Origin of the sequence: Streptomyces sp. V4I23 (assembly GCF_030817975.1) — a bacterium.
GTDB lineage: Bacteria > Actinomycetota > Actinomycetes > Streptomycetales > Streptomycetaceae > Streptomyces.
In genome coordinates this window covers 1,463,128-1,486,309 of the sequence record NZ_JAUSZW010000004.1, presented here as the reverse complement: position 1 = coordinate 1,486,309, position 23,182 = coordinate 1,463,128, and the positions used below count along the sequence as shown (strand labels likewise).

The following is a 23,182-nucleotide window of genomic DNA, read 5'->3' as shown; positions in this document are numbered from 1 at the left end:
CTCGTGGACTTCGGACTCGTCCTGCAGACCGACCCGCCCGCGTCCGCCGTCGTCGGGCTGATGCGGCGCGCGGAACGCAACGGCTTCCGCTACGGCTGGACCTTCGACTCCGCGGTCCTGTGGCAGGAGCCGTTCGTCATCTACAGCCGCATCCTCGAACACACCCAGAAGCTGACCGTGGGCCCCATGGTCACCAACCCCGGCACCCGGACCTGGGAGGTCACCGCCTCCACCTTCGCCACGCTCAACGACATGTACGGCAACCGCACGGTGTGCGGCATCGGCCGGGGCGACTCGGCCATGCGGGTGGCGGGCCGCAAGCCCAACACCCTCGCCCGGCTCGGCGAGGCGATCGGCGTGATCCGCGATCTCGCCGAGGGCCGCGAGGCGGTCGTCGACGGGCAGCCGATCCGCCTGCCCTGGGTGAAGGAGGGCAGGCTGCCCGTGTGGATGGCGGCGTACGGGCCCAAGGCTCTGGCACTCGCCGGGCAGAAGGCCGACGGGTTCATCCTCCAGCTCGCCGACCTGTACCTCACCGAGTGGATGGTGAAGGCCGTGCGCGCGGCGGCCGCCGACGCCGGACGCGACCCGTCGTCGGTCACCGTCTGCGTCGCGGCCCCCGCGTACGTCGGCGACGACCTCGCGCACGCCCGCGACCAGTGCCGCTGGTTCGGCGGCATGGTCGGCAATCACGTCGCCGACCTCGTCTCCCGCTACGGCGAGCACTCCGACATGGTCCCCGAGGCGCTGACCGCCTACATCAAGGAGCGGCACGGCTACGACTACAGCCACCATGGCCGCGCCGGGAACCCGTCCACCGACTTCGTGCCGGACGAGATCGTGGACCGGTTCTGCCTCCTCGGGCCCGTCGAGGCGCACATCGACAAGCTCAAGGCGCTGCGCGACCTGGGCGTGGACCAGTTCGCCGTCTACAACATGCACGACGCGAAGGAAGCGACGATCGACGCCTACGGCGCGCAGATCATCCCCGCACTGACCAGATGAGCATCTGCTGAAGGGCCAGGCCTCATGACCGCGACCGTCCCGCCCGTGCCCCCCACAGGACCCATAGCCGACCCGGCAGGACGCGTCGAACTCCCGCCGGGCGCCCTCCCCGCCGACGACCGTTTCGTCAACGACGACCTGCTGCCCGTGCCCGTCTCGCGCCGCCGCTGGACCACGTACAACTTCGCGGCCCTGTGGGTCGGCATGGCGCACAACATCCCCTCCTGGCTGCTCGCCTCCGGCCTCGTCGCGCTCGGCATGGACTGGAAGCAGGCCGTGTTCACCATCGCGCTCGCCAACCTCATCGTGCTGGCGCCGATGCTGCTCACCGGGCACGCCGGGCCCAAGTACGGCATTCCCTTCCCGGTGCTCGCCCGTGCCTCGTTCGGGCTGCGCGGCGCCAACCTGCCCGCGATCATCCGGGCCGCCGTGGCGTGCGCCTGGTTCGGCATCCAGACATGGATCGGCGGCCAGGGCATCTTCGTCCTGCTGGGCAAGCTGTTCGGCGGCTGGGCGGAGGCGGCGAAGGTCGGCGGCCAGCCGTGGACGCTGTGGGTGTGCTTCGTCCTGTTCTGGGTGCTCGAACTCGCCATCATCTACCGGGGGATGGAGGCCCTGCGCCGCTTCGAGAACTGGGCCGCGCCGTTCGTCATCGTCGGCGCGCTGGTGCTGCTGGCATGGATCGCGGCCAAGGCGGGCGGCCTCGGGCCGCTGCTCGACCAGCCGTCGGAGCTGGGCTGGGGCGCGGACTTCTGGCCGGTGTTCTTCCCGTCCCTGATGGGCATGATCGCCTTCTGGTCCACGCTGTCGCTCAACATCCCCGACTTCACCCGCTTCGGAGCGGGCCAGCGCGCCCAGATCTGGGGCCAGACGCTCGGGCTGCCGACCACGATGACGCTCTTCGCCCTGCTGTCCGTCTTCGTCACCTCCGGTTCGCAGGCCGTGTACGGAGCGGCGGTCTGGGACCCGGTCGCGCTCGCGGGCAAGACGGACAACGTCTTCGGACTGCTCTTCGCGCTGGTGACCGTGCTCGTCGCGACGATCTCGGTGAACATCGCGGCGAACGTCGTCTCACCGGCGTACGACCTGGCGAACCTGGCGCCGCGCCTCGTCAACTTCCGCAGGGGCGCGCTGATCACGGGTGTCGTCGGTGTGCTGATCACGCCGTGGAAGCTGACCGCGACGCCCGAGCTGTACATCTTCACCTGGCTCGGGCTGGTCGGCGGACTGCTCGGCACGGTCGCCGGCATCCTCATCGCGGACTACTGGCTGGTGCGGCGCACCGTCCTCGATCTGCCCGCGCTCTACACGCCGGGCGGACGCTACTGGTACACGTCCGGCTGGAATCTGCGCGCGGTCGCCGCCTTCACGGTCGGCGGCGTGCTCGCGATCGGCGGCTCCCACTCGGCACCGGGCAAGGGCCCCTTCCCCTCGGAGGGTCTGATCCCGTTCCTGCGGCCCCTCGCGGACTACGGCTGGGCGGTGGGCCTGATGGCGTCGCTGGTGCTGTACGTGGCGCTCATGGGGACGCGGGGTTCGCGCACACCGGCGTGAGCGCCGTCGCCAGGCGGTCCCGCCAGCTCGCGAGGTCGCCGGTCACCCCTGGGTGCGCGGCGCGGAAGGTGCGCCAGTCGGCCTGCCAGCCGTGCACGGTGTCCGGTGCGAAGCCGTGCGCGTGCTCGCCGAGCACCTTGCGCAGCAGTGGTGAGCGCAGCCGGGTGCGGGGCGACTCGGCCAGCAGCACGGCGTCGTAGAGGTCCTTGGCGCCCGCCACCCCGTCCCCGGCGGCGTCGGTGCACAGCCACAGCAGCTTCCACGCGAGGGACAGCGCGGGGCTCGCGGTCGGCACCGGGGTGGGCGGTCCGCCGTCCCCCTGAGGAACCGCTGTCCACACCGGTGCCTCGGGCAGCACCTCGTCGCTCGCGAAGTCGATGTGGATCTCGCCCCGCTCGCCCCAGCGGCGCCGGAAGGGCACTTTCAGTCGGACGCCGGCGGTCTCGTACTCGCGGTACGTCCAGTTGCCGTCCTCCTCGATGCCGTCGGCGTCGAGGAGGACGCCACCGGCCGCGTGCGGGTCCGCTCGCACGGCCGCCACCAGGTCCTCGTGCGGGGAGGCGGGCTCGTATGCGGACCGCCCCAGCCAGCGCAGTCCCTCCGGCGGCAGAACGGGACGGCTGCCGAAGGTGTCGAACTCACCTTCCGGAAACCACAGTTGGGCGGCGGCCGCGCCGTGGGCGGCCTCGGGCCACTGCTGCACGTCCGCGATCGCGTCGAGGTGGGGGAAGGGCGAGAGAGGGTCCGGAAACGAGTCGGAGGCCGGCTCCAGGGCGATGAAGTCCAGATCGCCGGGCTCCCGGGCCGCGGGTCCCAGCCACGCCGTCAGCGTCATGGAGCCGCGCAGCACCAGACCGCCGCTCCACGGAGCAGTGGCGATCAGACGCAGCACATGATCGAGGGCCGCGCGACGGGCCTCGCGCACGGTGCACACCTCCTGGGTCGGCACGGGCGGTGCGACCGTAACAGGTGCCGCCGACAAGCTCTCTCAGCGGCGGTCGCGCTGGGCCGCGACCAGCCGGCGCAGCGTCTTCTCGCCAGGTCCGCCGCGCTGGACACGTTCCGCGAAACCGGGAAACTGTCCCGCTATGGCGCCGAGCAGCCGCAATTCGAGCGGAGCGACGTTGATCTCGGCGACGTCGCGTTCCACCGCCCGCATCACGCCGGCCACCACCTGACGCGGTGACACCGTCCGTATGCCCGCCGGGGGCTTCGCGCCCGTCTCCGCGAACATCCCCACGTCCCGGACGAAGCCGGGCTGGACGACCGAGACCCCGACGCCCGTGCCGTGCAGGTCCTGGCGCAGCCCCAGCGCGAAGCCGCGCAACCCGAACTTGGTGCCGCTGTACAGCGACGCCGACTTCGTGGCCGCCTTGCCCGAGATGGAACCGATGAACGCCAGATGGCCCCGGCCCGCCGCCACCATGGCGGGCGCGAGCAGGCGGGCGAGCATGGCCGGCGCGTGCAGGTTCACAGCGAAGGCGCGCTCGACCTGCTCGGGGGTGTAGTCGAGGAGATCACCGCTGGAGGGCAGCGCGGCGTTGGCGATCAGGACGTCCGTGCCGGCGGCTGCGTCGGCGAGGCGGCGCACGTCGTCCGGTTGGGCCAGATCGGCGACGACCGCGCGGGCGCCGTGGCGCTCGGCGAGGGGGCGCAAAGCCTCGGCGCGCCTGCCGCTCACCGTCAACGTGGCCCCGCGGGCCACGAGTTCGGCGGCCAGGGCGCCGCCGATACCGCCGGTCGCGCCGGTGAGCAGAACGCTTGCTCCGGTGATCCGCATCTGGTTACCCTCCAGTTCTGTTCGTTCGAACGAACAATAAGGAGGCGGGGGCAGCGTGTCCACAGACCCGTTCGGCGGACTGGCCGAGCACGCAAGGGCGTTGGCGGCGGGCGAGACCACGTCCGAGGCGCTCGTGACGGGCGCGCTCGCCCGTATCGAGGCAACTCAGGGCACCCTCAACGCCTTCCGTACCGTGCGCGGCGAGGCCGCCGTCGAGGAGGCGCGCGCGGCCGACCGCAGGCTCGCCGCGGGGGAGAGGCTGCCACTGCTCGGCGTGCCGATCGCGGTCAAGGACGACACCGACGTGGCCGGTGTGCCCACGTTCTTCGGCTGCGCGGGCGACATCCCGCCCGCCGCGGAGGACGGAGAGGCGGTGCGCCGACTGCGTGCCGCGGGCGCGGTGATCGTCGGCAAGACCAACACGTGCGAGCTGGGCCAGTGGCCGTTCACCGAAGGCCCGGCCTTCGGCGCCGCCCGCAACCCCTGGTCCACCGGCCACACGCCCGGCGGTTCCTCGGGCGGCTCGGCGGCGGCCGTGGCGGCGGGACTGGTGCCCGCGGCGCTCGGCTCCGACGGCGCGGGATCCATCCGCATTCCCGCGGCCTGGACCCATCTCGTGGGCATCAAGCCGCAGCGGGGGCGCGTCTCCGTCCACCCGTACGACGACTGCTTCCAGGGCCTGACCGTCAACGGCCCGCTCGCTAGAACCGTCGCCGACGCCGCCCTGCTGCTCGACGCGGCCGCGGGCGCCCACCCGCGGGAGCGCTTCCGGCCGGCCGCGATCGACGCGTCGGCGGCGGCCCGCCGGCCACCGGGACGGCTGCGCATCGCCCTGGCCCTGCGTCCGCCGCTCACCCTCACAGGCGCCCGTGCCCACCCCGAGGTGCGCCGCGCGGTCACCGCGCTCGCCGAGACACTTGCCCGCCTCGGCCACGACGTCGAGGAGGCCCGCCCCCGTTACGGCCTGATCGGGCTCGCCTTCCTGCCCCGTGCGGCGGCCGGCATCGCCGCGTACGCCGACCGCCACCCCGACCCCGCCCTGCTCGACCCGCGCACCCGGTCCGCGACCCGCTCCGGCCACCGCCTCGGCCGTCTCGTGCCCGCCGCACGCGCCCGCGAGGCAGCGCAGCACCGCAGGATCGGCGCCTTCTTCGGCGGCTTCGACGTGCTGCTCACCCCCACCACGGCCGTCCCGCCGCCACGGGTCGGGGACTTCGACGGCCTGTCCGCGCAGCGCACCGACATCGAGATCGCCGCGGCGTGCCCGTACGCCTGGCCGTGGAACGTGCTCGGCTGGCCCGGGGTGAACGTGCCCGCCGGCCTCACCTTTGCCGGACTGCCCGTCGGCGCCCAACTCCTCGGCCCCGCGGGCAGCGAGGAACGGCTCATCTCCCTCGCCGCCCAACTGGAGGCCGATCAGCGGTGGTACGAGAAGCGTCCGCCCTCGCCGCACGGCCTGGCGGCCGTCGGCGGCACCCCCACCCCGTGACCAGCGGAAGCGTGCCGATGGGACAATGGCGTCCATGTCCACCGCCGCCCGCGCCGTCGCCACCCGGCAGCGCATCATCGAGGCCGTCCTGCACATCATCGGCAGGGACGGGGTCGCGGCGGTCACCAACCGGCGGATAGCCAAGGAGGCCGGGGTCTCGCTCGGCTCGGTGACGTACCACTTCGCGACCCAGCACGACCTGCTGCGGGAGAGCCTGCTGCACTTCGTCCGCGACGAGACCCGGCGCTTCACCGCACTCGCCGACCAGTGCCGCGGCGAGGGCGTCGACATCGCGGGCGCGGCGGCGCTCGCCGGCCGGGTGGCAGGCGGAATCGGCTTCGACAGCGAGCACATCGCCACGTTCGAGCTGTACGTCGAGGCGGGGAGGGACGAGCGGCTGCGGGAGGCGGCGGCCGAGGCGTTCGCCGCGTACGACCGGCTCGCCGCCCAGATCCTGACCGGTCTCGGCGTCCCGGACGCCGAGCGGTACGCGGCGACGACGGTCGCCCTGGTGATGGGCCTGCAACTGCGCCGGCTGGCCACCGGCGGGCCCGCAGAGGACCTGGTCGACGCGTTGTTGCTGCTGGCGCGCGGCGCGGTCGCTCCGAGCTGCGGAAACGGCCTGCCCGTACCGCCCGCCGGGCGCTGACGCCCGCCTGATGCGGGCCGGGCACCACATAATTACCCTGAAAGGGTGCATATCGCTCGCCGATGCGCCGCGCTCGCCCTGGGTCTGGGGCTGGCGCTCGGTCTCCTGCCCGGCCACGCCCTCGCGGCCGACGCGCCCCGGCTCGCGGCGACCGTGCGGGACGTGCCGGGGGAGAAGCTAGGAGCGAGCCACGGGCCCGGCTGCCCGGTGCCGCCGCAGCGGCTGCGGCTGATCACCATGAACCACTGGGGCTTCGACGGGCGCGTCCACCGCGGCGAACTGATCGTCCATCAGGACATGGTCCGCCCCGTGCTGCGCGTCTTCCGGGAGATCTTCGACGAACGCTTCCCGATCCGGCGCATGCGCGTCATGGCGGAGTACGACGGGAGCGACGCGCGCGCCATGGCGGACGACAACACCTCCGCCTTCAACTGCCGCCGGGTGACGGGCGACGCCGGCCACCTGTCCCGCCACTCCTACGGCGACGCCGTCGACATCAACCCGCTGGAGAACCCGTACGTGGACCGCTCGGGCGCCGTCCACCCGCCGGCCGCCGGCCGCCACCTGGAGCGCGACCCGGCCGCCGAGGGGCTGATCATGCCCGGCGACGCCGTCACCCGTGCCATGGAGGGCGCCGGCTGGCAGTGGGGCGGCCACTGGTCACCGCCCGACTACCAGCACTTCTCCGCCGACGGCACCTGAGCGGCGCCCCCGGGCGTCCGGCCGGGCCGAACCGCGGAGGAACGCGGGGTTACGGGGCGGGGAACCGGCCGCCTCCCGCGATGTCAGCGGGGCGTGGTTGGCTGGTGGCATGATCGATGACTTTCTGACCGGTGATCTCTCCGACGTCGAGGAGGCGCTGCGCAAGGCGGCCGCCGCCGAGATCACGCCGCGCTTCCGGCAGCTCGCCGAGCACGAGATCGTCGAGAAGAACGGCCCGCACGACCTCGTCACCGCCGCCGACCGGCTCGCCGAGGCGCATCTGACCGCCTCGCTGACCGCCCTGCTGCCGGGCTCCGTGGTCGTCGGCGAGGAGGCGGTGCACGCGGATCCGGCGGTGTACGAGGCGCTGCACGGCGACGCGCCCGTGTGGATCGTGGACCCCGTCGACGGCACGCGCCAGTTCGTCCACGGCGAGCCCGGCTTCTGCACCCTGGTCGCGCTCGCGCACCGTGGCGAGGTCCTCGCCTCCTGGACGTACGCGCCCGTGCCCGACCAGCTCGCGGTCGCCGTGCGCGGCGGGGGCGCCCGGCTGGGCGGCGAGGCGCTGCGTTCCGGCTCGCCCGCCCCCGGCGCCGTGCTCGAGGTGGCCATGTCGCACCCGGACTACACGACCCCCGAGCAGAAGCGGGCGCTGCTCGGACTCACGGAGCCCGGGGTGCTGGCGCGTCCGTGTGGATCGGCGGGCCTGGAGTACCTGGACGTCGCCAGGGGCGTCCTGGACGCCGTCGCCTTCTCGTGGGAGTACGCCTGGGACCACGCGGCCGGACTGCTGCTGGTCACGGAGGCGGGCGGCGCCCACCTCACCCTCACCGGCGAACCGTTCCGCATCACGGGCGGCAACAGCCTGCCCTTCACGGCCGCCCGTGACGAGGCGACCGCACGGCGCATACGGGGGCTGCTGACCTGACCCGCCCGGCAGCGCCCCCGGCCGGTGCCCTCAGGTCAGCCGTGACCTGACCTCCCGCACCAGCTCGCCCGCGGACTCCACCGCCGCCGCGTCCAGACCGGCGAGCGCCGCCGACACGCGCGCGGTGAAGTCACCGGGCACACCCGGGAGCGCGGCGGCGGCCGCCAGCGCGCCCTTCTCGTTCAGGCACCACACGCGGTGATACGCGTGCAGCGACTGCACCAGCACGCCGAACGCCCGGGACAGGCACAGCGAGACGTGCAGCGTGTCACCCGACCCCGCCGACTTGCGCGCCGCCGCGACGGAGAACTCCGCCTCCCACGCGGCCTCCACCAGCGCCGCGCGCAACGGCTCCGGGTACGTCGCCGTCTGCGCCCGGAGCTCCGCCAACTCGCCTGTCGGATCGGCCAGTACGCGGCACAGCGCCACCTCGCCGGCGTAGGCGGGCGACCAGACGCCCAGTGGGTGCCCCGGCTGCACACCCGTCTCGTAGCGGCCGGCGCGGCAGTCCGCCCACACACGCCGCACCCGGTCCAGATCCCGCAGGATCCAGTCCACCGCCGCGCCGTCCACGGTGAGCCAGGCGCCGCCGTCGACCCACGGCCCCCAGCCGCCGGGCCCGGCGACCTCCACCGGCTCACCGGTCAGTTCGGACGCGAGCTCCGCGAGGGCCGCGACATCGGGCTCGCCGCGGTAGTACACCCCCAGGTCCCAGTCCGAGTCCGGCCGGTGGGCGCCGCGGGCCCGGCTGCCGCCGAGCGCCACCGCACGGACCCCCGCAACGGCCGTGAGCCGCCGGGACATCGTCTCGATCGTGGTCTCCATCGGGAGGGAACGCTACCCGTGGCCCCGCTGTCGGTGCCCCGGAATATCCTGGGTCCTCATGGCCTCGGCTGACAAAGGAGTCCGAAGGTGCCGTCGATGCTCGATGCCGTCGTCGTGGGGGCGGGCCCCAACGGACTGACAGCCGCGGTCGAACTGGCCCGCCGCGGCCTGTCCGTCGCCGTGTTCGAGGCCCTGGACAGCGTGGGCGGCGGTGCGCGCACCGAGGAGCTGACCCTCCCCGGCTTCCGCCACGACCCCTGCTCCGCCGTGCACCCGCTCGGCATCGGATCGCCCGCGTTCGCCGGCATGCCGCTCGCCCGGCACGGCCTGGAGTGGCTGCACCCCGAGCTGCCCCTCGCGCACCCCTTCCCCGACGGCTCGGCCGCGGTCCTCAGCCGCTCGGTCGGCGAGAGCGCCATGTCCCTCGGCGCCGCCGACGCGGGCGCCTACCGCCGCCTGGTCGCACCGTACCTGGGGCACTGGGACGACCTCGCGGCCGACTTCCTGCGCACGCCCTGGGACGGCCTGCCCCGCGCCCCGTACCGCTTCGCCCGCTTCGGACTGGACGCGATCCAGCCCGCCACCTGGCTCGCCCGCCGCTTCCGGGGCGAGAAGGGCCGGGCGCTGCTCGCCGGGCTCGCGGCGCACGCGATCGCGCCCACGAGCGGAGTCGCCACGGGCGGCATCGCCCTGATGTTCGCGCTGGCCGCGCACGAGGTCGGCTGGCCGGTGCCCCGGGGCGGCTCCCAGGCCATCTCCGACGCCCTCGCCTCCTACCTGCGCGAGCTCGGCGGCACCGTGCACACCGGCATCGAGGTCAGGCGCCTGGACGAGCTGCCGCCCGCCCGCGCGTACGTCTTCGACACCTCGCCGACCGCGCTCGCCAGGATCGCCGGACTGGGCCACGCGTACTGGCGCTACCGGTACGGCGCCTCCGCGTTCAAGATCGATTACGCGCTCTCCGGCCCGATGCCGTGGACCGCGAAGGAGGCCCGCGCGGCCGGCACCGTGCACATCGGACCGACCGCGGGCGAGATCGACGACGCCCTGCGCCGGGCCGTCGAGGGGCGCGATCCCCGGGCCCCGTTCCTGATCACCGCCCAGCCCAGCCTGATCGACCCCACCCGGGCCCCCGAGGGCCGCCATGTCCTGTGGGCGTACGGCCATGTGCCGGCCGGCTGGGAGGGGGACGCGACGGAGGCCGTCGAGCGGCAGCTGGACCGCTTCGCGCCCGGCTTCCGCGACCTGGTCCTCGCCCGCGCCGTCGCCGGCCCGCCCCAACTGGCCGCGCGGAACGCGAACTACGTCGGCGGTGACATCGCCTGCGGAGCGTTCGCCGGCCTCCAGACCGTGCTCCGCCCCCGGCTGGCCCGCGTCCCGTACGCCACCACGCACCCCGCCGTGTTCCTGTGCTCGTCGGCGACCCCGCCGGGGCCGGGGGTGCACGGCATGTCGGGGCACCACGCGGCGAAGGCGGTCTGGCGGCGCCTGCGTCAGCGCTGACGCGGCCTGCGGCCTCCACCGGGTCCGGGTCGGCATCATGAGCGCATGACACAGCACGCCCCGGACATCACCCTCGTACGCGGTGACATCACCGAGCAGCACGCCGACGCCATCGTCAACGCCGCCAACTCCTCGCTGCTCGGCGGAGGCGGCGTCGACGGCGCCATCCACCGCAAGGGCGGCCCCGAGATCCTCGCCGCGTGCCGCGCACTGCGCGCGTCCCACTACGGCAAGGGCCTGCCCACCGGCGCCGCCGTCGCGACCACGGCCGGCCGGCTGCACGCCGCCCATGTCATCCACACCGTCGGCCCGGTGTATCAGGTCTCCAGCAGCGACCCGCCGCTGCTGGCCTCCTGCTATCGCGAGGCCCTGAAGGTCGCCGACGAGCTAGGGGCGCGCACAGTCGCCTTCCCGGCAATCTCGACCGGTGCCTACGGGTGGCCGATGGCGGACGCCGCTCGCATCGCCGTAGAGGCGGTGCGGGACGCGAACACCAATGTCGAGGAGGTCAGGTTCGTCCTCTTCGACGAGGAGGCGTACCGGGCGTTCGCGGAGCAGATTCGCTCCTCGTAGTCCGCGGCGGAGATCCCACCTTGCCTGAGTCCCCTTGATGTGAGGCCGCGCACCGTGACAGCTCGGAGTTGTCGCGCTGCGCGGCCTCCTCCGTTGACTCCCCCAGACTCCGTCCGGGAGGTGCCCTCATCCCATCTCGCCCGGGCCAGGCGTAACGCGGCGACGGAGCCGCCGTACCCGGTGCCGACCACGAGGGCCTGGACATGCGCCCCGGTGTCGATCGGGGGCCGACCGGTGCGGGTCGTACGTGGGTCGCGGACGCGTGTCCGGCGAGGAGTGCGCTGCCCAGGACAAACCTGTTCCAGCGATGAAGCAACGACAGGACACACCCTCAACCGGCCTGTCCCGTCCGAACCACCGGCTGCGCCTGATCGTCATCGGCGACATCTCCCGGCACCTGGAGGCCAGTTCCGCCCTGCGCGCCCTTGCCCACGAATCGAGCCGGTCCGACCAAGTCCGGTTCGTTCCTGATGTCGACACCCTCGACTCCCGTCTGAAGGCCATGGCCTGAGCCGGGCCGGTCAGGACGCGCGCGACGGCGCCGGCGAACCGTTGCCCCGAATGTCGCCCCAGTCGCTGATCACTGCGATCCGCGGGGGCCGCAGCTTCGAATAACCAGTGAGGGCGTTGCCCTGGTTCGCGCCGCCTGCCGTCTGCCGTCTGCCGTCTGCCGTCTGGAGGGACCGTGATGCCTGGCTCATCCTCCGGGTCCTCGTCGCGCAGGTGCGTCGCTCTGCCGTTCGCAATGCACACGCCGGTGGTCGCCCGGCACGTCACGACGCGATGGCTCGGCGGGCGGGACATGTCGCCCGATCAGCGCAGCGACGCGGTGCTCATCGTGTCCGGGCCGGTCACCGACACGGTGCGGCACGGGCGCAGCCGTCGCACGCCGACCGACCTGGGCGGGGACCTCGACATCGCGGTCGGGGGTCGTATCGAGGACACCCCCGAGGTGCGGCCCGGCCGTGGAGGCGACGTTCTCGCCGGCCCGGGCCCGGTTCTGGGGCGGCAGCTGGGCGGCCCGCTGATCGTGGTGCCCGGGCCGGGAGGCAGGACCGTGCACTCGGCCGTGCACCTGAACGGTCCGGCACAGGTTCCCCCGGGCGAGCGGCACCGTCCGGCGGTCGTCTGCGGCAGGGAGGTGAATATGTCAGGCGGACGGCTCTCGGCCGGGTGCGCAAAGAGCGCCGACGATGTGGAGTCGAGCCGAGTCGAGGAGCGGCGATGGATTGTGAAACCGATGCCGGACACACGCGGTGACGCCAGGCACCCCGCGGGGCGGTCCCCGGACCGACGACCGGGTGGACGGGCTGCTCACCCGGGCGGCCGAGGGTGATCAGCAGGCCTTCGCCGGCGTCTACGACGCCCTCGCACCGTCGGTGATGGGACTGGCCTGCCGCGTGCTGCGGGACGAGGCACAGGCGGAAGAGGTGACTCAGGACGTCATGATCGAGGTGTGGCGCACCGCGGACCGCTTCCGTCCCGAGCGGGGAGCCGCCCGGAGCTGGGTGCTCACCCTGGCGCACCGCCGGGCGGTGGACCGGGTGCGTTCCGTCGCCGCCGGCAGGGCGCGCGAGCTGCGCTCCGGCGTGCTGGAGCACGAGCCGCCCTTCGACGTGGTCGCCGAAGCGGTGGAGGGCCGCGAGGAGCAGCGGGTGGTCTTCCGCTGTCTGGCCAAGCTGGAGGACGCGCAGCGGGTGCCGCTGATGCTCGCGTTCTACCAGGGCCTGACGTACGCGGAAGTGGCCGATGCCCTGGCCGCCCCGGCCGGAACGATCAAGTCACGGATGCGACAGGGGCTGCAGAGCTTGCGCGCGTGTCTGGAGGCGGGCTCATGAGCATCGACGACCCGCATCTCGCCGTCGGCGCCTACGTGCTGCACGCCCTGCCGCCCGCCGAGGAGGCGGCCTTCGAGAACCACCTGGCCGGCTGTGCGTCCTGCCGCCGGGAGGCCGACCGACTGGCGCCCACCACCGCCCTGCTGGTCGCGGCCGAGTCGCTCACGCCGCCTGCGGACCTGCGCCGCCGCGTGCTGGCGGAGATCGCCTGCGTCCGTCCGGACCGGCCCTCCCCCGGAGCGCTGCGACGGCCCCGCCTGCCGCAGCAGCGCCTGCGGCTCACGGTGGCCGCGTGCCTCGCGGCAGCGGTGGCCCTGGGAGGTGTGGCGGCGTGGCAGCACTCGGGGGCCGACATCGCGCGCCTGCAGCTCGCGGAGGTGCGCTCCGGCACGGCCGCGCTCGCCGACGTACTGGCCGCGCCGGACGGGACGATCAAGGCCGAGGACCTGTCCGACGGTGCCACTGCGAGTGTGATCGCCTCGCGGTCCCATGGCCGGGCCGCGTTGATCGCCTCCGGCCTGCCGTCGCTCACCGAGGACAAGGTCTACGAACTGTGGTACGTCGAGTCCGGCCGGTACCGGCCCGCCGGTTTGCTGCCAGCCGCAGGCGGCCGCCAGTCTCACATCCTGGAAGGGCCGCTCAAGGAGGCCACCGCCGTCTGCATCACCGTCGAACCCGTCGGCGGGTCTGCGCAGCCCACCACCGACCCCATGGCCTGCATCCGCGTTCCCGCATGATCGCCGCCCGCGGCGTGTTCGACGGCGCTCCGGTCGCCGCGCGTACCGCGACGGCTGCCTCATGGCCCGCGGGCACGGAAACGCCGCTGACCGACCAGCCCGGTATCCGGGCCGGTGCGTGTGGCGACGTGCCGAGGTGGTCGGCGCGAAGGTCGCGTCCGAGTCCGGTACCGGGTCCCTTCGGATACGCCTCCTTGCGGGTCCATGCCCGGGCGAACGCCGCCGGGTGGTCCACCGGCGGGCAGGCCGCGAGCTCGGCGGCCCCCCGCGGGTGCAACACCGCGGACATCTCCTCGACGACGGCGCAGGAGGGGCCTTCTCCACGTCGGCGCCGACCTCGGTGACCGCGCAGGCGAGGAGGCAGCAACCCGGTGTGCGGGAGACGGAGAAGTGCAGAGCGGCCTCACGGACCACGGGGCTGCCGTGCGGGCCCCGGCACCGGGGGCACGGCGCTCGCGCGAGCGGCACGTCCGGCGGGTCGATCCCCAAGTAGGCACCCAGGAGCAGCCGCAGGCCGGCATGGCGACCCCGGTGGCCCGGTCCCGCCCTGCGCAGCGCCGCCTCCCGTGCGCTCTCACCGCCGTCCAGCACCGAGACGGTGAGCGGTGCGACGACATCACGCAAGTCGGCAGGCGAACGACCTCAGGTGACCGTACGTCAGAGGACCATGCCCTTGGACGCGCCTGTTCTGCCTGCCCGGCCGTCCCCATCCGTCGGTGTCTCCGGAAGGAGGACGTCCTCGCCGTAGAGGCCCTGCACCCAGTTGGACTGGTAGATGGTGTCGAGGTACCGCTCACCGAGGTCCGGGGCGATCGCCACCGGGGTGAGCCCCCGGGTGTCGTGCCGGTCGAGCCAGTCCTTCGCACCGCTGACCACCGTGCCGGTGGAGCCGCCGAAGACGAAGCCGCGCATGGCCAGGCTGCGGCAGGTGCGGATGGTGTCCGCCTCCTCGACGCGCACCGCCTCGTCCACGTACGCCTCGTCGAGCAGCGGCGGGCGGACGCTCATGCCGAGGCCGGGAATCATCCGGCGCCCCGGTGGGTCGCCGAAGACGGCGGAGCCGACGCTGTCCACCGCCACGATGCGCACCGGCCGGTGCCAGTTGCGGAACCAGCGGGCGCAGCCCATCAGGGTTCCGGTGGTACCGACTCCAATGAACAGCACGTCCAGGTGCGGGAATCCGCGGGCGATGGCGGGTGCGGTCCGGTAATAGTGGGCCTTCCAGTTGTCGGCGTTGGTGTACTGGCTCAGCCATACGCAGTGAGGATCCGCGGCGCACAGGTCACGCACGAACGCGAGCCGTGCGCCGAGCAGACCGCCGTCGGCGGTCCCTTCGGAGACCACGTGGACCTTGCTGCCCAGTGCTTCCATCATCAGCCTGGTGGCCAGGTTGCAGCGAGAGTCCGTCACGCAGACGAAGCGGTAGCCCTTGCTCGCCGCGATCATGCTGAGAGCCACGCCGAGATTGCCCGAGGAGGACTCGACCAGGATCGAGTCCCGGGTGAGGGTCCCTCTCCGCTCGGCGGACTCCACCATCTCGGTCGCGGCCTTGAGTTTGATCGAACCGGCGAAGTTGAATCCCTCGCACTTGAGGAACAAGGGCTGTCCGAGCATCGGCCGCAGGTCGACGTACAGATCCTCCTCGTTGAATTCGTGGGGAACGGATATGACGGGCACGATGGTCTCCTCGTCTGCGGTGCATCACCGGCCGGGCGGCGCGACGGCGTGCCGTCTCATCCGTACCGGCGCAGCTCGTGGAAGAAGTTGTCGATGACCTGCAGTCCGCCGGACTTGACCACCTCGTCGTAGACATAGCGGCCGACCGCCAGATCGAGAATTCCGAGCCCGAACGGGGAGAACACCGCGGGTCGGTCCGCCGGCACCGTCACCCGGCCGGCCATCACGTCGTCCAGCGTGCCGTGCAGGAAGGCCCGGCTGCCGGTGAGCTGCTCGGTGAGATGGGGTGAAGTGGCGGCCCTGAGGCAGTGGTCGATGTCGTCGACGACATTGGTGGCGGACAGCAGGACCTGCGGTTCGAGGTCTCGCAGCGACACGTGCAGCACCACCGGGTTGTGGCGGAACCACGACGGCTCGCTGATGTGCGGCCGGGCGGCGACGGTGGCGAAGACCACCAGATCGCTGCAGCGGACCAACTCCTCGGCGCTCCGGTGCACGGTGACCCGGCCGGTGGCGCCCGACTGCTCCAGGTAGAGGCGGAAGCCCGCCGCGCTGGCGGCGGACACGTCGTGCACGCCGATCTCGTCGAACGACCAGCCGGTGCCTGCCAGGTAGGTGTGGATGTAACGGGCGATCAGACCGGCGCCGACGAACCCCAGACGGGCAGGCCGCTTCCGCCCCCTGCTGAGCCAGTCGGCGGCCGACGCGGCGGACGCGGCCGTCCGGGCGGCGCTGATGATCGAGCTCTCCATGCAGGCGAACGGATAGCCGGTGTCGTGGTCGTTGAGGATCAGGACCGCCGAGGCCCGCGGGATCCCCGATGACACGTTCTCCGGGAAGCTGGAGATCCACTTGAGTCCGTCCACCCGTGCCTCGCCGCCGAGCGAGGCGGGCAGCGCGATGATCCGCGACGACGGCCGGTCGGGGAACCGCAGGAAGGACGACGGCGGGTTGACCGTGCGACCGGCGCCGTGCAGCCGGTATGTCGCCTCGACCACGTCCACGACGGCCTTCTCCCGGCCCTCCAGCACGCTCTTGACCTGCTCGCCCGGGACGACCGCGAAGGGCGGCACGGTACGGGCGTCCGAAGGGGCGTCCCCATGGGTGACGTCTTCGAGGAAGGGGTGGTTCACCGTGGTCATGCCGCTGCCCTCCCGGTCTGCGGTGCGGGTCCGGTCCGGCGCACCGGGTCCGCCATCGCCACCACCACGTCCCGCGGGCCCACGTAGGCCTCTCTGCTGTGCGCGGTACGGATGTTGTCGACGAGCATCAGGTCGCCGGCCTGCCACGGCCGGCGCAGGGTGTGTGCCTCGTAGACCTTGTTGATCTGCTCGACGACGTCCGGGGGCAAAGGATCGCCGTTGCCGAAACGGGTGTTGAAGGGAAGATTGTCGGGGCCGTACTCCTCGATGAGGAACTCCCGCACTTCGGGGGCCATCGTCCACTCGTTCAGGAAGGCGATCTGGTTGAACCAGCAGCGCCGGCCGGTGACCGGATGGTGCATGACGGCGCCGCGGTGCTGCCGGGTGCGCAGGGAGCCGTCCGGCTGCCAGGCCCATTCCACGGCGTTGGCACGGCAGTACGCCTCGACGGCACTGCGGTCGTCGGTGCCGAACGCCTGGGTGAGCGTCGCGCCGATCTCGTCGTTGTAGGTGCGGGTGAGCAGCCAGCCCTCGCGTTCGAAGCGCTCGACCAGTCCGGCAGGCAGAGCCTGCAGGACGGCGGTCGAGTCGGCCACTGCAGTGGCCCCGCCCTCGGTGGGCGGGCGGAGGCAGGCGAACAGCAGCAGGCCCGGGAACTCCCCCGCGTAGCTCAGTTCGTGGTGCATGCACATCGTCTGGCCGGCCGGCCACGCCGACGACGAGTAGACGCCTTCTGCGTAGTTCTCACGGGCGGCGAAGGCCTCCCGCTCGATCGCCGGGCGGGTGGCCACCTGCCGCAGGACGGCCGCGACGTCGGCCGCGGTGCGCAGCCCGAGGCCCTGGACCATGAGCGCGCCGTGCTCGGCGACGAGGCCGTGCAGGGTGTCCCGCTGATCGGCCGCCCAGGCCTCCACGTCGGTGGTGCTGCCGACCCGCAGGGTCGCCGGCTCGGTGGGCGTCCCCTGCTTGCGGAACAGTGCGGACAGCATGTCGGTCTCCTCTCGTACGAGATTCAGGTGTCGGCCGGTGACATGGCCGCACGGACCACGGCCTTGGCCGCCTCGGCCGGGCGGGTGCGCAGGAAGTGGCCTCCCCCGCCGGGTACGTTCCACAGGTCGACGCGCCCGACCAGGAGCTGCCGGTCACCGAGTGGCCACCGCGTGCCGTGCGCGCCGTCGGGGGTCTCAGGTGCGTGGGCGGCCTCGGCGGCTCCGGGTTCGCCGGCGCGGACGAGCAGGGTCAGGGGCGTGGCGAGCCGCTCGGTGGCAAGCGGCGATACGGTGTCGTGGAGGCCCGGATGGCCGGCCGGTGCGGCGGCGAACACTCTCCGCACGGGCACACATCGCTGCTCCAGCATCCGGGCCGTCTCCACGGCTGTCGTCGCGCCCACGCCGTCTCCCCACAGCAGCACTCCCGCCGCGCCGAGTCGGTCGATCTCCGTCGCGAGGTGGAGGACGATCGGGGGCGCGGCACCGGAGGCCGTGGTCGCGGCGGCATACACGCTCAGGCCGCTGTCGCGCAGGGCGTCGGCGAGCGGCCTGAAGTCCGCCGCGTCGCGGTCGGTGTCGGGGAAGCAGACCAGGGCGCCTGCCGCGGGGCCGTCCGGCACCGTGAGCGTCCGCAGCACTGCGGTCGCGCTCCGGCGCCTGCCGCCGGTACGGGAGTCGACGAGGTCGGCCAGATCGCTCAGCACCGGGCAGCGGGCGAGGTCGCGAAGGGAGATCACGCGATCCAGCGAGATCGCGAGCCGCACGGCCGACAGAGACGTACCGCCCAGGTCGAAGAAGTTCTCGCGTCGGCCGATCCGCTCCGGCGCAACGCCGAGGACCGCGGACCACGCCGCTGCCAATCGCTGTTCCGTCGGCGTCCGCGGTGCCGCGAAGACGTCGGTGGTGGCGCCCAGTTCCTCGGCGAGCGCGGTCAGCGCCTTCTTGTCGATCTTGCCGTTGGCCGTGAGCGGCAGGCTCTCGCGCTGGTGGAAGGCGGCCGGGACCATGTACTCGGGCAGCAATTCACCCAGCCGCTCACGCAGGTCGTCGGCCGCCAGCGGTCGCGGGCTCGTGCAGAAGGCGACCAGTTGCCTGTCGTGTCCCTCCGGGCCGGTGACCACCACGGCTCCGTCGCGCACGTCCGGCAGGCGCAGCAGGGTGTTCTCGATCTCACCGATCTCGATGCGGAACCCGCGGATCTTGACCTGGGCGTCCTTGCGGCCGAGGAACTCCAGCTTCCCGTCGGGCAGCCAGCGGCCGAAGTCTCCGCCCCGGTAGAGCCGTCTGCCGGGGCGGTGCGGATCGGCAAGATAGACGGACCGGGTGCGTTCGGGGTCGTTGATGTAGCCGCGGCCGACGCAGACGCCGGAGAACACGATGGCGCCGGGGGCGCCGAGCGGAACCGGTGACAGATTGTCGTCGACGACGTAGATGTGCACGTTGTTGACGGGCCGGCCGAGGGGGATCCGCCCGTCGGCCGGCACCTCGTCCATCACTTCGTGGTTGGTGTCGTCCGAGGTCTCCGTCAGTCCGTAGGCGTTGACGAGGCGGGTTCCGGGTCCGGCAGTGAACCAGCGCTGGACGAGTTCCCGCTTCAGGGCCTCACCGGTGACCGAGACGCACTTCAGGTCCGGCAGGTCTCGCGGGCTGCGCTCGAGGGCGGACAGGACGACGTCGAGGTACGACGGTACGAGCTGCAGCACCTCGACCCGGCCGTCGGAGACCGTGTCCAGGAACCGGTCGGCGTCGAGGATCGCCTCCTGTCCCACCAGCAGCGTCCGCCCGCCGACCAGCAGTGCGGACAAGAGCTGCCAGACCGAGATGTCGAAGCACTGGGAAGCGGTCTGCGCGACGACCTGCCCCTCGCCGATCCCCAGGTCGTCGATCTTCGCGTAGAGGTGGTTGAGCATGCCGGCGTGCTCGCACATCGCGCCCTTGGGCTCGCCGGTGGACCCGGAGGTGAAGCAGACGTATGCGAGCCGGTCCGCCGCCACGTCGAGGCCGAGGTCGCCTCCGTCCGTGTCGCTCTCGGCGAGCGTGGGGACGAGGAGCCTGCGCGTCCCGGGCAGCGAGGAGACGGCCCGGTCCAGGTTGGTGGTGCTGCCCGGTTCGGTGAGCACGGTCTCGCACCGGGCCCGGCCGAGCATGGTGGCGATGCGCCCGGGCGGGTACTGCGGGTCGATCGGCAGGTAGGCGCCGCCGGCCTTGAGGACGCCCAGCACACCGGCCATCCAGTTCAGGTCGCGTTCGGTCACCACCGCGACGACGTCCTCGGGGCGCAGGCCCACCGCCAGCAGGCCGCGCGCCAGCCGGTTGGCCCGTACGTTGAGCTCCTGGTAAGTCCATCGCCGGTCGCGGTGCACCGCCGCGACGGCGTCGGGATGCCGGCGCACCCGTTCCTCGAAGAGTTCGTGGAATCGGCGGTCGGGCAGCTCGCGGCTCGGCCCGGCGAGTTTGTCGATCTGGAAGCGCAGTTCCTCTGCGGACAGCAGGCTCTGCCGCTGGTGCGGGGCGTCAGGGTCGGCTGCGATCTGTTCGAGGGCCGCGAGGTGGTAACCGCCGATCCGGGCGGCGCAGCCGGCGTCGAGCACGTCGGTCCGGTACCGCAGTCGCAGAGAAATCGGGCCGTCGTCCTGCCGTACCACCGTCACACTCAGTACACCGTCCTCCGGTACGACCGGGCCGCCGCCGGCCGGGGCGAAGACGACCTCGGGCCAGGGGCCTCGGTCCTCCCGTACCTGACGCGACGCCAGAAGCTGCGCCTCGGTCCGGTGGGCGTCCACCACCACCTGACGCCAGGGGCCGGGTTCGACCGTCAGCCGACAGGGCAGCGGCCAGGCACCCGACGGCGCAAGGTAGCCGGTGCGGACGACACCGTCGCCGGACAGTTCGGCGAGCACCTTCACGTGCGCGGCCAGAAGCACCGCGGTGAGCGGGACCCGGAGCGCTTCGGCCCGGCTTCGCAGTTCTGCCGTCAGGGGGCCGGGGAGGGCCGTTGTGTGCTCCGCCGTGCCGGGCACCGGCGTCGTGACCCATCGGGGCAGGGCCGTGAACCCGCCGGCGGACGGGGTGTCGTGCCCGGAGGCCGGGCCGTAGGTCACCGCTGACGCCATCAGTACCCACCTCCGCTGCCGTCCTGTTCCGGCCCGGCCGGACGTGCCGGGTTGCCCGCCCACCGGGCATGTGCGGGGACCGTCTCGCCTTTCATCAGGAAGGAGTCCGCCTCCAGCAGGGCGCCGTCGCCGACCGTCACGCCGTAGTGGACGAAGGCACCGACGCCGAGGGTGCAGCCGGAACCGATCGTGCTGCGATCCGACTTGAAGGTGCCGTCCTCCTGGGAATGGCACTGGACGACGCTCCCCGCGGCCAGCGTGCAGCCGTCCCCGATGGCGGCCATGGGCCGTTCGGTCAGACTGCAGCCGTCGTCGAACACCCTGCTGCCGATACGGACCCCGAGCATCCGCCACACGACGTTCTTGAACGGCGTGCCGTTGAAGATCCGCAGGTATGTCTCCGAGGGGACCTTCCAGTACCGCTCGCGCCGCCAGAAGCGGATGTCGTAGATCGAACAGAACAGCGGCTCGGGCCGGTGGACGGCGCTGACCGCGCGTTCGACGAGCACGTAGTACAGGACGCTGAACGGCAGCAGGAGGGCGTTGGCGAGCGCGAGTGCCACCATGCCCCACTGCGCGTACAGATCGGCTGCCCCCGCGTACAGGACCGTGACGCAGAAGAAGTACAGCCACCCCGTGGTCAGGAACAACGCCATGGTGACGGCGTTGTGGCGGTTCTTGGCCCGGAGGCCGCTGCGCAGCTCGGCACCGCTCTTCAGGTCGTCGAAGGTGCTGTCCCGCAGTACCGAACGGGGGATCTCGAAGCACGGGGAGCCGAGGAGGCCCGTGTTCTCCCTCAGCGGTCCGTCGACGGGAACCATGACCTTGGTCGCCAGCAGACAGTTGTCGCCCGTCCGGCCGCGCGAGGGGTACGCGATCCGGTTCCCGAGGAAATTGCGCGCTCCTATCGAGGTCGGGGCCAGCCGGAAGGAGGTGCTCGAGTAGTCGGCATTCATGATCGAGAGCCCGTCCGCGACCATGGTGCCGCTGCCGACGGCACTGGCCGAGGGGCTCTCGTGCTTCACCACGGTTCCGAAGTTCGACCCGGTCTGCTCCAGCCGGGACAGGTCGTATCCGATGCCGCGCAGATAGTGCACGATGCAGCTGCTGTCGCCGAACAGGCGTGTCATGAAGCGTCTGTTGGTGAGCAGGAAACTCGCCCGGTGCACCGCGTGGTGGAAGCCGTACAACGGGTACACCCGCCCCGGTTTCACCAGCAGGCTCAGCAGGCGCGGGACGGTGGCCAGCATGACCAGGGTGAGCGGCACGCCGCCGAAGAAGACCACGGCGGTGAACGCCAGCAGGTCGGCGTAGAACACCCATTCCCCGAGGCCCGCCGATCCCGGTTCCAGCACGGTGGTCAGCTCCGGGGCCCGGGAGAGCAGCACGTCCAGGCCGCCAACCGTCAGCGGTAGGTACACCAGGAGCGCCGTGAGCAGCAGCAGCGCACTGTGCACCGACCGGCGCACCGCGCCGCACCGGGCGGGCTCGACGGCCAGGAAGTCGGCGCCGCCGGGCTGCGCCGGTGATCCGTGCCAGTGCCCGCCGTCAGGCACCGCCTGGCCCGCGTGCAGCGAGGACGCATGGCCGAGCTGCGCCCGATCGCCCATCGAGGTGTCGATGTCGAGCACCGTCGCCTCGCTGACGACCACGTCCCGCCCGAGGGTGACCGGCCCGGTTTCGATCGCGCCGTCGTGGGCGCGGTAGCAGCTGATCAGGACATCCTTGCGGATGACCGTGCCGTCACCGACGGCCAGCAGATCGGTGCAGACGGGCACGTTGCGGGAGAGGATCGTCACGCCCCGCCCGATCCGCGCGCCGAGCGCCCTGAGATAGAGGACGAACAGCGGCGAACCGGCGAACAGGACCAGCGGGTTCGACCGGACGAGGGTCTTGACCAGCCAGAAGCGGATGTACGCCAGACTCCAGACGCTGATCCTCCGAGGCTTCCACCGGCCGATGAGCAGCCACTTCACGAGTACCGGCAGAGCGCATATCACGAGCATCGTCACGGCGCCGAACACCACCGACCGCAGATAGGCGTCGAGGAGGTTCGTCCCGGCGGCGATCCAGTCGTATCCCGCCGCGCTGACGAACGCGACGAGGAAGGCATAGCCGACGAAGCTTGCGGCCTGCAGCACTCCGCACAGCACGTAGTGAGGTCTGCCGAGCGGGGCGGCCGCCGGTGCGGGCGGGCGGACGTCGGGCGCCGGAGCGACCGGGGCAGGGGCGGACTGTGCGAGCGCTGCCGCCAGATCTCTGACCGTGGGGTGGCGGTAGACGTCCCGCATGGACAACCGACGGGAGGTCCGGGCACTTTCTGACGCGGGCGCAGAAGTGGGCCATGACCAGGGAGTCCGCACCCAGGTCGTCGAAGAAGTTGCTGTCCAGGGGCACTTCGTCGACCTGCGCGACGTCCGCGAGCAGCAGGGCGAACGTCTCCTGTGCGCCCGCGGCGGGAACCGGTGCCTCGTCGTGCGGGCGAGCAGGATCCGCGGGTCCGGTGGCCAACACTTCGAGGGACTTTCCCGTCATGAGCGCTCCCGTGGGCTGTGTCCGGTCGGCGGACCCGCGCCTTCAGCGCTGAAGGCCGCACCTGATCCTTATTCGTCGCCGCCGGGAGGACGTATGGACCCGAAGCGGAACTTCTCACCTGGTGAGCACCTGTCTCACCAGGT

General features: G+C 72.4%; 19 protein-coding genes and 1 pseudogene. 11 read left to right on the top strand and 9 right to left on the bottom strand.

All coding sequences use genetic code 11. The features are described 5' to 3' along the window. The first annotated feature begins 3 nt into the window (after positions 1-3). On the top strand, positions 4-1,005 hold the full coding sequence (locus tag QFZ82_RS08915; protein WP_307712632.1) for a TIGR03842 family LLM class F420-dependent oxidoreductase: 1,002 nt from the start codon (positions 4-6) through the stop codon (positions 1,003-1,005). 24 nt (positions 1,006-1,029) lie between these two features. Beyond that, on the top strand, positions 1,030-2,559 hold the full coding sequence (locus QFZ82_RS08910; protein ID WP_307712631.1) for an NCS1 family nucleobase:cation symporter-1: 1,530 nt from the start codon (positions 1,030-1,032) through the stop codon (positions 2,557-2,559). On the opposite strand, the gene QFZ82_RS08905 is transcribed toward QFZ82_RS08910, so the two are convergent. Then, positions 2,525-3,508, bottom strand: coding sequence for a nucleotidyl transferase AbiEii/AbiGii toxin family protein (locus QFZ82_RS08905; RefSeq protein ID WP_307712630.1), 984 nt, complete (start codon positions 3,506-3,508; stop codon positions 2,525-2,527). The genes QFZ82_RS08910 and QFZ82_RS08905 overlap by 35 nt on opposite strands. Before the next feature lie 39 nt (positions 3,509-3,547). Beyond that, positions 3,548-4,339, bottom strand: a complete 792-nt coding sequence (locus QFZ82_RS08900) for an SDR family oxidoreductase (protein WP_307712629.1) — start codon at positions 4,337-4,339, stop codon at positions 3,548-3,550. A 55-nt stretch (positions 4,340-4,394) separates the two neighbouring features. Between QFZ82_RS08900 and QFZ82_RS08895 the strand changes: the two genes are divergently transcribed. From QFZ82_RS08895 to QFZ82_RS08880, 4 genes are all read left to right on the top strand, one after another. Then, entirely contained in the window at positions 4,395-5,828 is a 1,434-nt protein-coding gene (locus QFZ82_RS08895) for an amidase (RefSeq protein WP_307712628.1), read from the top strand. Positions 5,829-5,862: 34 nt separating this feature from the next. Further along, entirely contained in the window at positions 5,863-6,477 is a 615-nt protein-coding gene (locus QFZ82_RS08890; protein ID WP_307712627.1) for a TetR/AcrR family transcriptional regulator, read from the top strand. A 45-nt stretch (positions 6,478-6,522) separates the two neighbouring features. Further along, positions 6,523-7,179, top strand: a complete 657-nt coding sequence (locus QFZ82_RS08885; protein ID WP_307712626.1) for a M15 family metallopeptidase — start codon at positions 6,523-6,525, stop codon at positions 7,177-7,179. Between the two features lie 109 nt (positions 7,180-7,288). After that, positions 7,289-8,107 (top strand): inositol monophosphatase family protein, encoded by an 819-nt coding sequence (locus QFZ82_RS08880; RefSeq protein ID WP_307712625.1) that lies wholly within the window; start codon positions 7,289-7,291, stop codon positions 8,105-8,107. Positions 8,108-8,137: 30 nt separating this feature from the next. On the opposite strand, the gene QFZ82_RS08875 is transcribed toward QFZ82_RS08880, so the two are convergent. After that, on the bottom strand, positions 8,138-8,932 hold the full coding sequence (locus QFZ82_RS08875; protein WP_307712624.1) for a nucleotidyltransferase domain-containing protein: 795 nt from the start codon (positions 8,930-8,932) through the stop codon (positions 8,138-8,140). An 87-nt stretch (positions 8,933-9,019) separates the two neighbouring features. Here QFZ82_RS08875 and QFZ82_RS08870 point away from each other — a divergent pair, with 87 nt between their 5' ends. The 5 genes from QFZ82_RS08870 to QFZ82_RS08850 all read left to right on the top strand — a co-directional run bounded on the left by QFZ82_RS08870 (position 9,020) and on the right by QFZ82_RS08850 (position 13,583). Beyond that, on the top strand, positions 9,020-10,435 hold the full coding sequence (locus tag QFZ82_RS08870) for an NAD(P)/FAD-dependent oxidoreductase (protein ID WP_307712623.1): 1,416 nt from the start codon (positions 9,020-9,022) through the stop codon (positions 10,433-10,435). Between the two features lie 45 nt (positions 10,436-10,480). Next, the gene (locus QFZ82_RS08865; protein WP_307712622.1) at positions 10,481-11,008 is read left to right on the top strand and encodes an O-acetyl-ADP-ribose deacetylase; all 528 of its coding nucleotides are present in this window, start codon (positions 10,481-10,483) and stop codon (positions 11,006-11,008) included. Between the two features lie 307 nt (positions 11,009-11,315). Continuing rightward, on the top strand, positions 11,316-11,519 hold the full coding sequence (locus QFZ82_RS08860) for a DUF4180 domain-containing protein (RefSeq protein WP_307712621.1): 204 nt from the start codon (positions 11,316-11,318) through the stop codon (positions 11,517-11,519). A gap of 745 nt (positions 11,520-12,264) precedes the next feature. Further along, the gene (gene sigK / locus QFZ82_RS08855) at positions 12,265-12,846 is read left to right on the top strand and encodes an ECF RNA polymerase sigma factor SigK (RefSeq protein WP_307712620.1); all 582 of its coding nucleotides are present in this window, start codon (positions 12,265-12,267) and stop codon (positions 12,844-12,846) included. Next, positions 12,843-13,583 carry an anti-sigma factor gene (locus tag QFZ82_RS08850; RefSeq protein WP_307712619.1) on the top strand — a complete coding sequence of 247 codons (741 nt, stop codon included), beginning with the start codon at positions 12,843-12,845 and terminating at the stop codon, positions 13,581-13,583. The genes sigK and QFZ82_RS08850 overlap by 4 nt, the downstream gene beginning before the upstream one ends. Here the strand turns inward: QFZ82_RS08850 and QFZ82_RS39710 are convergent. The 6 genes and pseudogenes from QFZ82_RS39710 to QFZ82_RS08825 all read right to left on the bottom strand — a co-directional run bounded on the left by QFZ82_RS39710 (position 13,510) and on the right by QFZ82_RS08825 (position 23,039). After that, the gene (locus tag QFZ82_RS39710) at positions 13,510-13,872 is read right to left on the bottom strand and encodes a 4'-phosphopantetheinyl transferase superfamily protein (protein WP_373429258.1); all 363 of its coding nucleotides are present in this window, start codon (positions 13,870-13,872) and stop codon (positions 13,510-13,512) included. The two genes, QFZ82_RS08850 and QFZ82_RS39710, sit on opposite strands and share 74 nt — an antisense overlap. 368 nt (positions 13,873-14,240) lie before the next feature. Then, on the bottom strand, positions 14,241-15,260 hold the full coding sequence (gene sbnA / locus QFZ82_RS08845) for a 2,3-diaminopropionate biosynthesis protein SbnA (protein ID WP_307712618.1): 1,020 nt from the start codon (positions 15,258-15,260) through the stop codon (positions 14,241-14,243). A 56-nt stretch (positions 15,261-15,316) separates the two neighbouring features. After that, positions 15,317-16,402: a 2,3-diaminopropionate biosynthesis protein SbnB gene (gene sbnB, locus QFZ82_RS08840; RefSeq protein WP_307712617.1), complete on the bottom strand. Its 1,086-nt coding sequence runs from the start codon at positions 16,400-16,402 to the stop codon at positions 15,317-15,319. Next, positions 16,399-17,391, bottom strand: a complete 993-nt coding sequence (locus QFZ82_RS08835) for a TauD/TfdA family dioxygenase (RefSeq protein WP_307712616.1) — start codon at positions 17,389-17,391, stop codon at positions 16,399-16,401. Before QFZ82_RS08835 ends, sbnB begins: the two co-directional genes overlap by 4 nt. A 23-nt stretch (positions 17,392-17,414) precedes the next feature. Next, the gene (locus QFZ82_RS08830; protein WP_307712615.1) at positions 17,415-20,504 is read right to left on the bottom strand and encodes an amino acid adenylation domain-containing protein; all 3,090 of its coding nucleotides are present in this window, start codon (positions 20,502-20,504) and stop codon (positions 17,415-17,417) included. Beyond that, positions 20,504-23,039 (bottom strand): annotated as a pseudogene (locus QFZ82_RS08825) (Pls/PosA family non-ribosomal peptide synthetase). Before QFZ82_RS08825 ends, QFZ82_RS08830 begins: the two are co-directional and overlap by 1 nt. Positions 23,040-23,182 lie beyond the last annotated feature (143 nt).

Excerpts from the sequence above, each read along its gene's own strand:
- QFZ82_RS08910 (WP_307712631.1), top strand. The coding sequence starts at position 1,030 with ATGACCGCGACCGTCCCGCCCGTGCCCCCCACAGGACCCATAGCCGAC.
- QFZ82_RS08830 (WP_307712615.1), bottom strand. The coding sequence starts at position 20,504 with ATGGCGTCAGCGGTGACCTACGGCCCGGCCTCCGGGCACGACACCCCG.
- QFZ82_RS08900 (WP_307712629.1), bottom strand. The coding sequence starts at position 4,339 with ATGCGGATCACCGGAGCAAGCGTTCTGCTCACCGGCGCGACCGGCGGT.
- QFZ82_RS08835 (WP_307712616.1), bottom strand. The coding sequence starts at position 17,391 with ATGCTGTCCGCACTGTTCCGCAAGCAGGGGACGCCCACCGAGCCGGCG.
- QFZ82_RS08850 (WP_307712619.1), top strand. The coding sequence starts at position 12,843 with ATGAGCATCGACGACCCGCATCTCGCCGTCGGCGCCTACGTGCTGCAC.
- QFZ82_RS08880 (WP_307712625.1), top strand. The coding sequence starts at position 7,289 with ATGATCGATGACTTTCTGACCGGTGATCTCTCCGACGTCGAGGAGGCG.
- QFZ82_RS08860 (WP_307712621.1), top strand. The coding sequence starts at position 11,316 with ATGAAGCAACGACAGGACACACCCTCAACCGGCCTGTCCCGTCCGAAC.
- QFZ82_RS08865 (WP_307712622.1), top strand. The coding sequence starts at position 10,481 with ATGACACAGCACGCCCCGGACATCACCCTCGTACGCGGTGACATCACC.
- QFZ82_RS39710 (WP_373429258.1), bottom strand. The coding sequence starts at position 13,872 with ATGTCCGCGGTGTTGCACCCGCGGGGGGCCGCCGAGCTCGCGGCCTGC.
- sbnB (WP_307712617.1), bottom strand. The coding sequence starts at position 16,402 with ATGACCACGGTGAACCACCCCTTCCTCGAAGACGTCACCCATGGGGAC.
- QFZ82_RS08875 (WP_307712624.1), bottom strand. The coding sequence starts at position 8,932 with ATGGAGACCACGATCGAGACGATGTCCCGGCGGCTCACGGCCGTTGCG.
- QFZ82_RS08890 (WP_307712627.1), top strand. The coding sequence starts at position 5,863 with ATGTCCACCGCCGCCCGCGCCGTCGCCACCCGGCAGCGCATCATCGAG.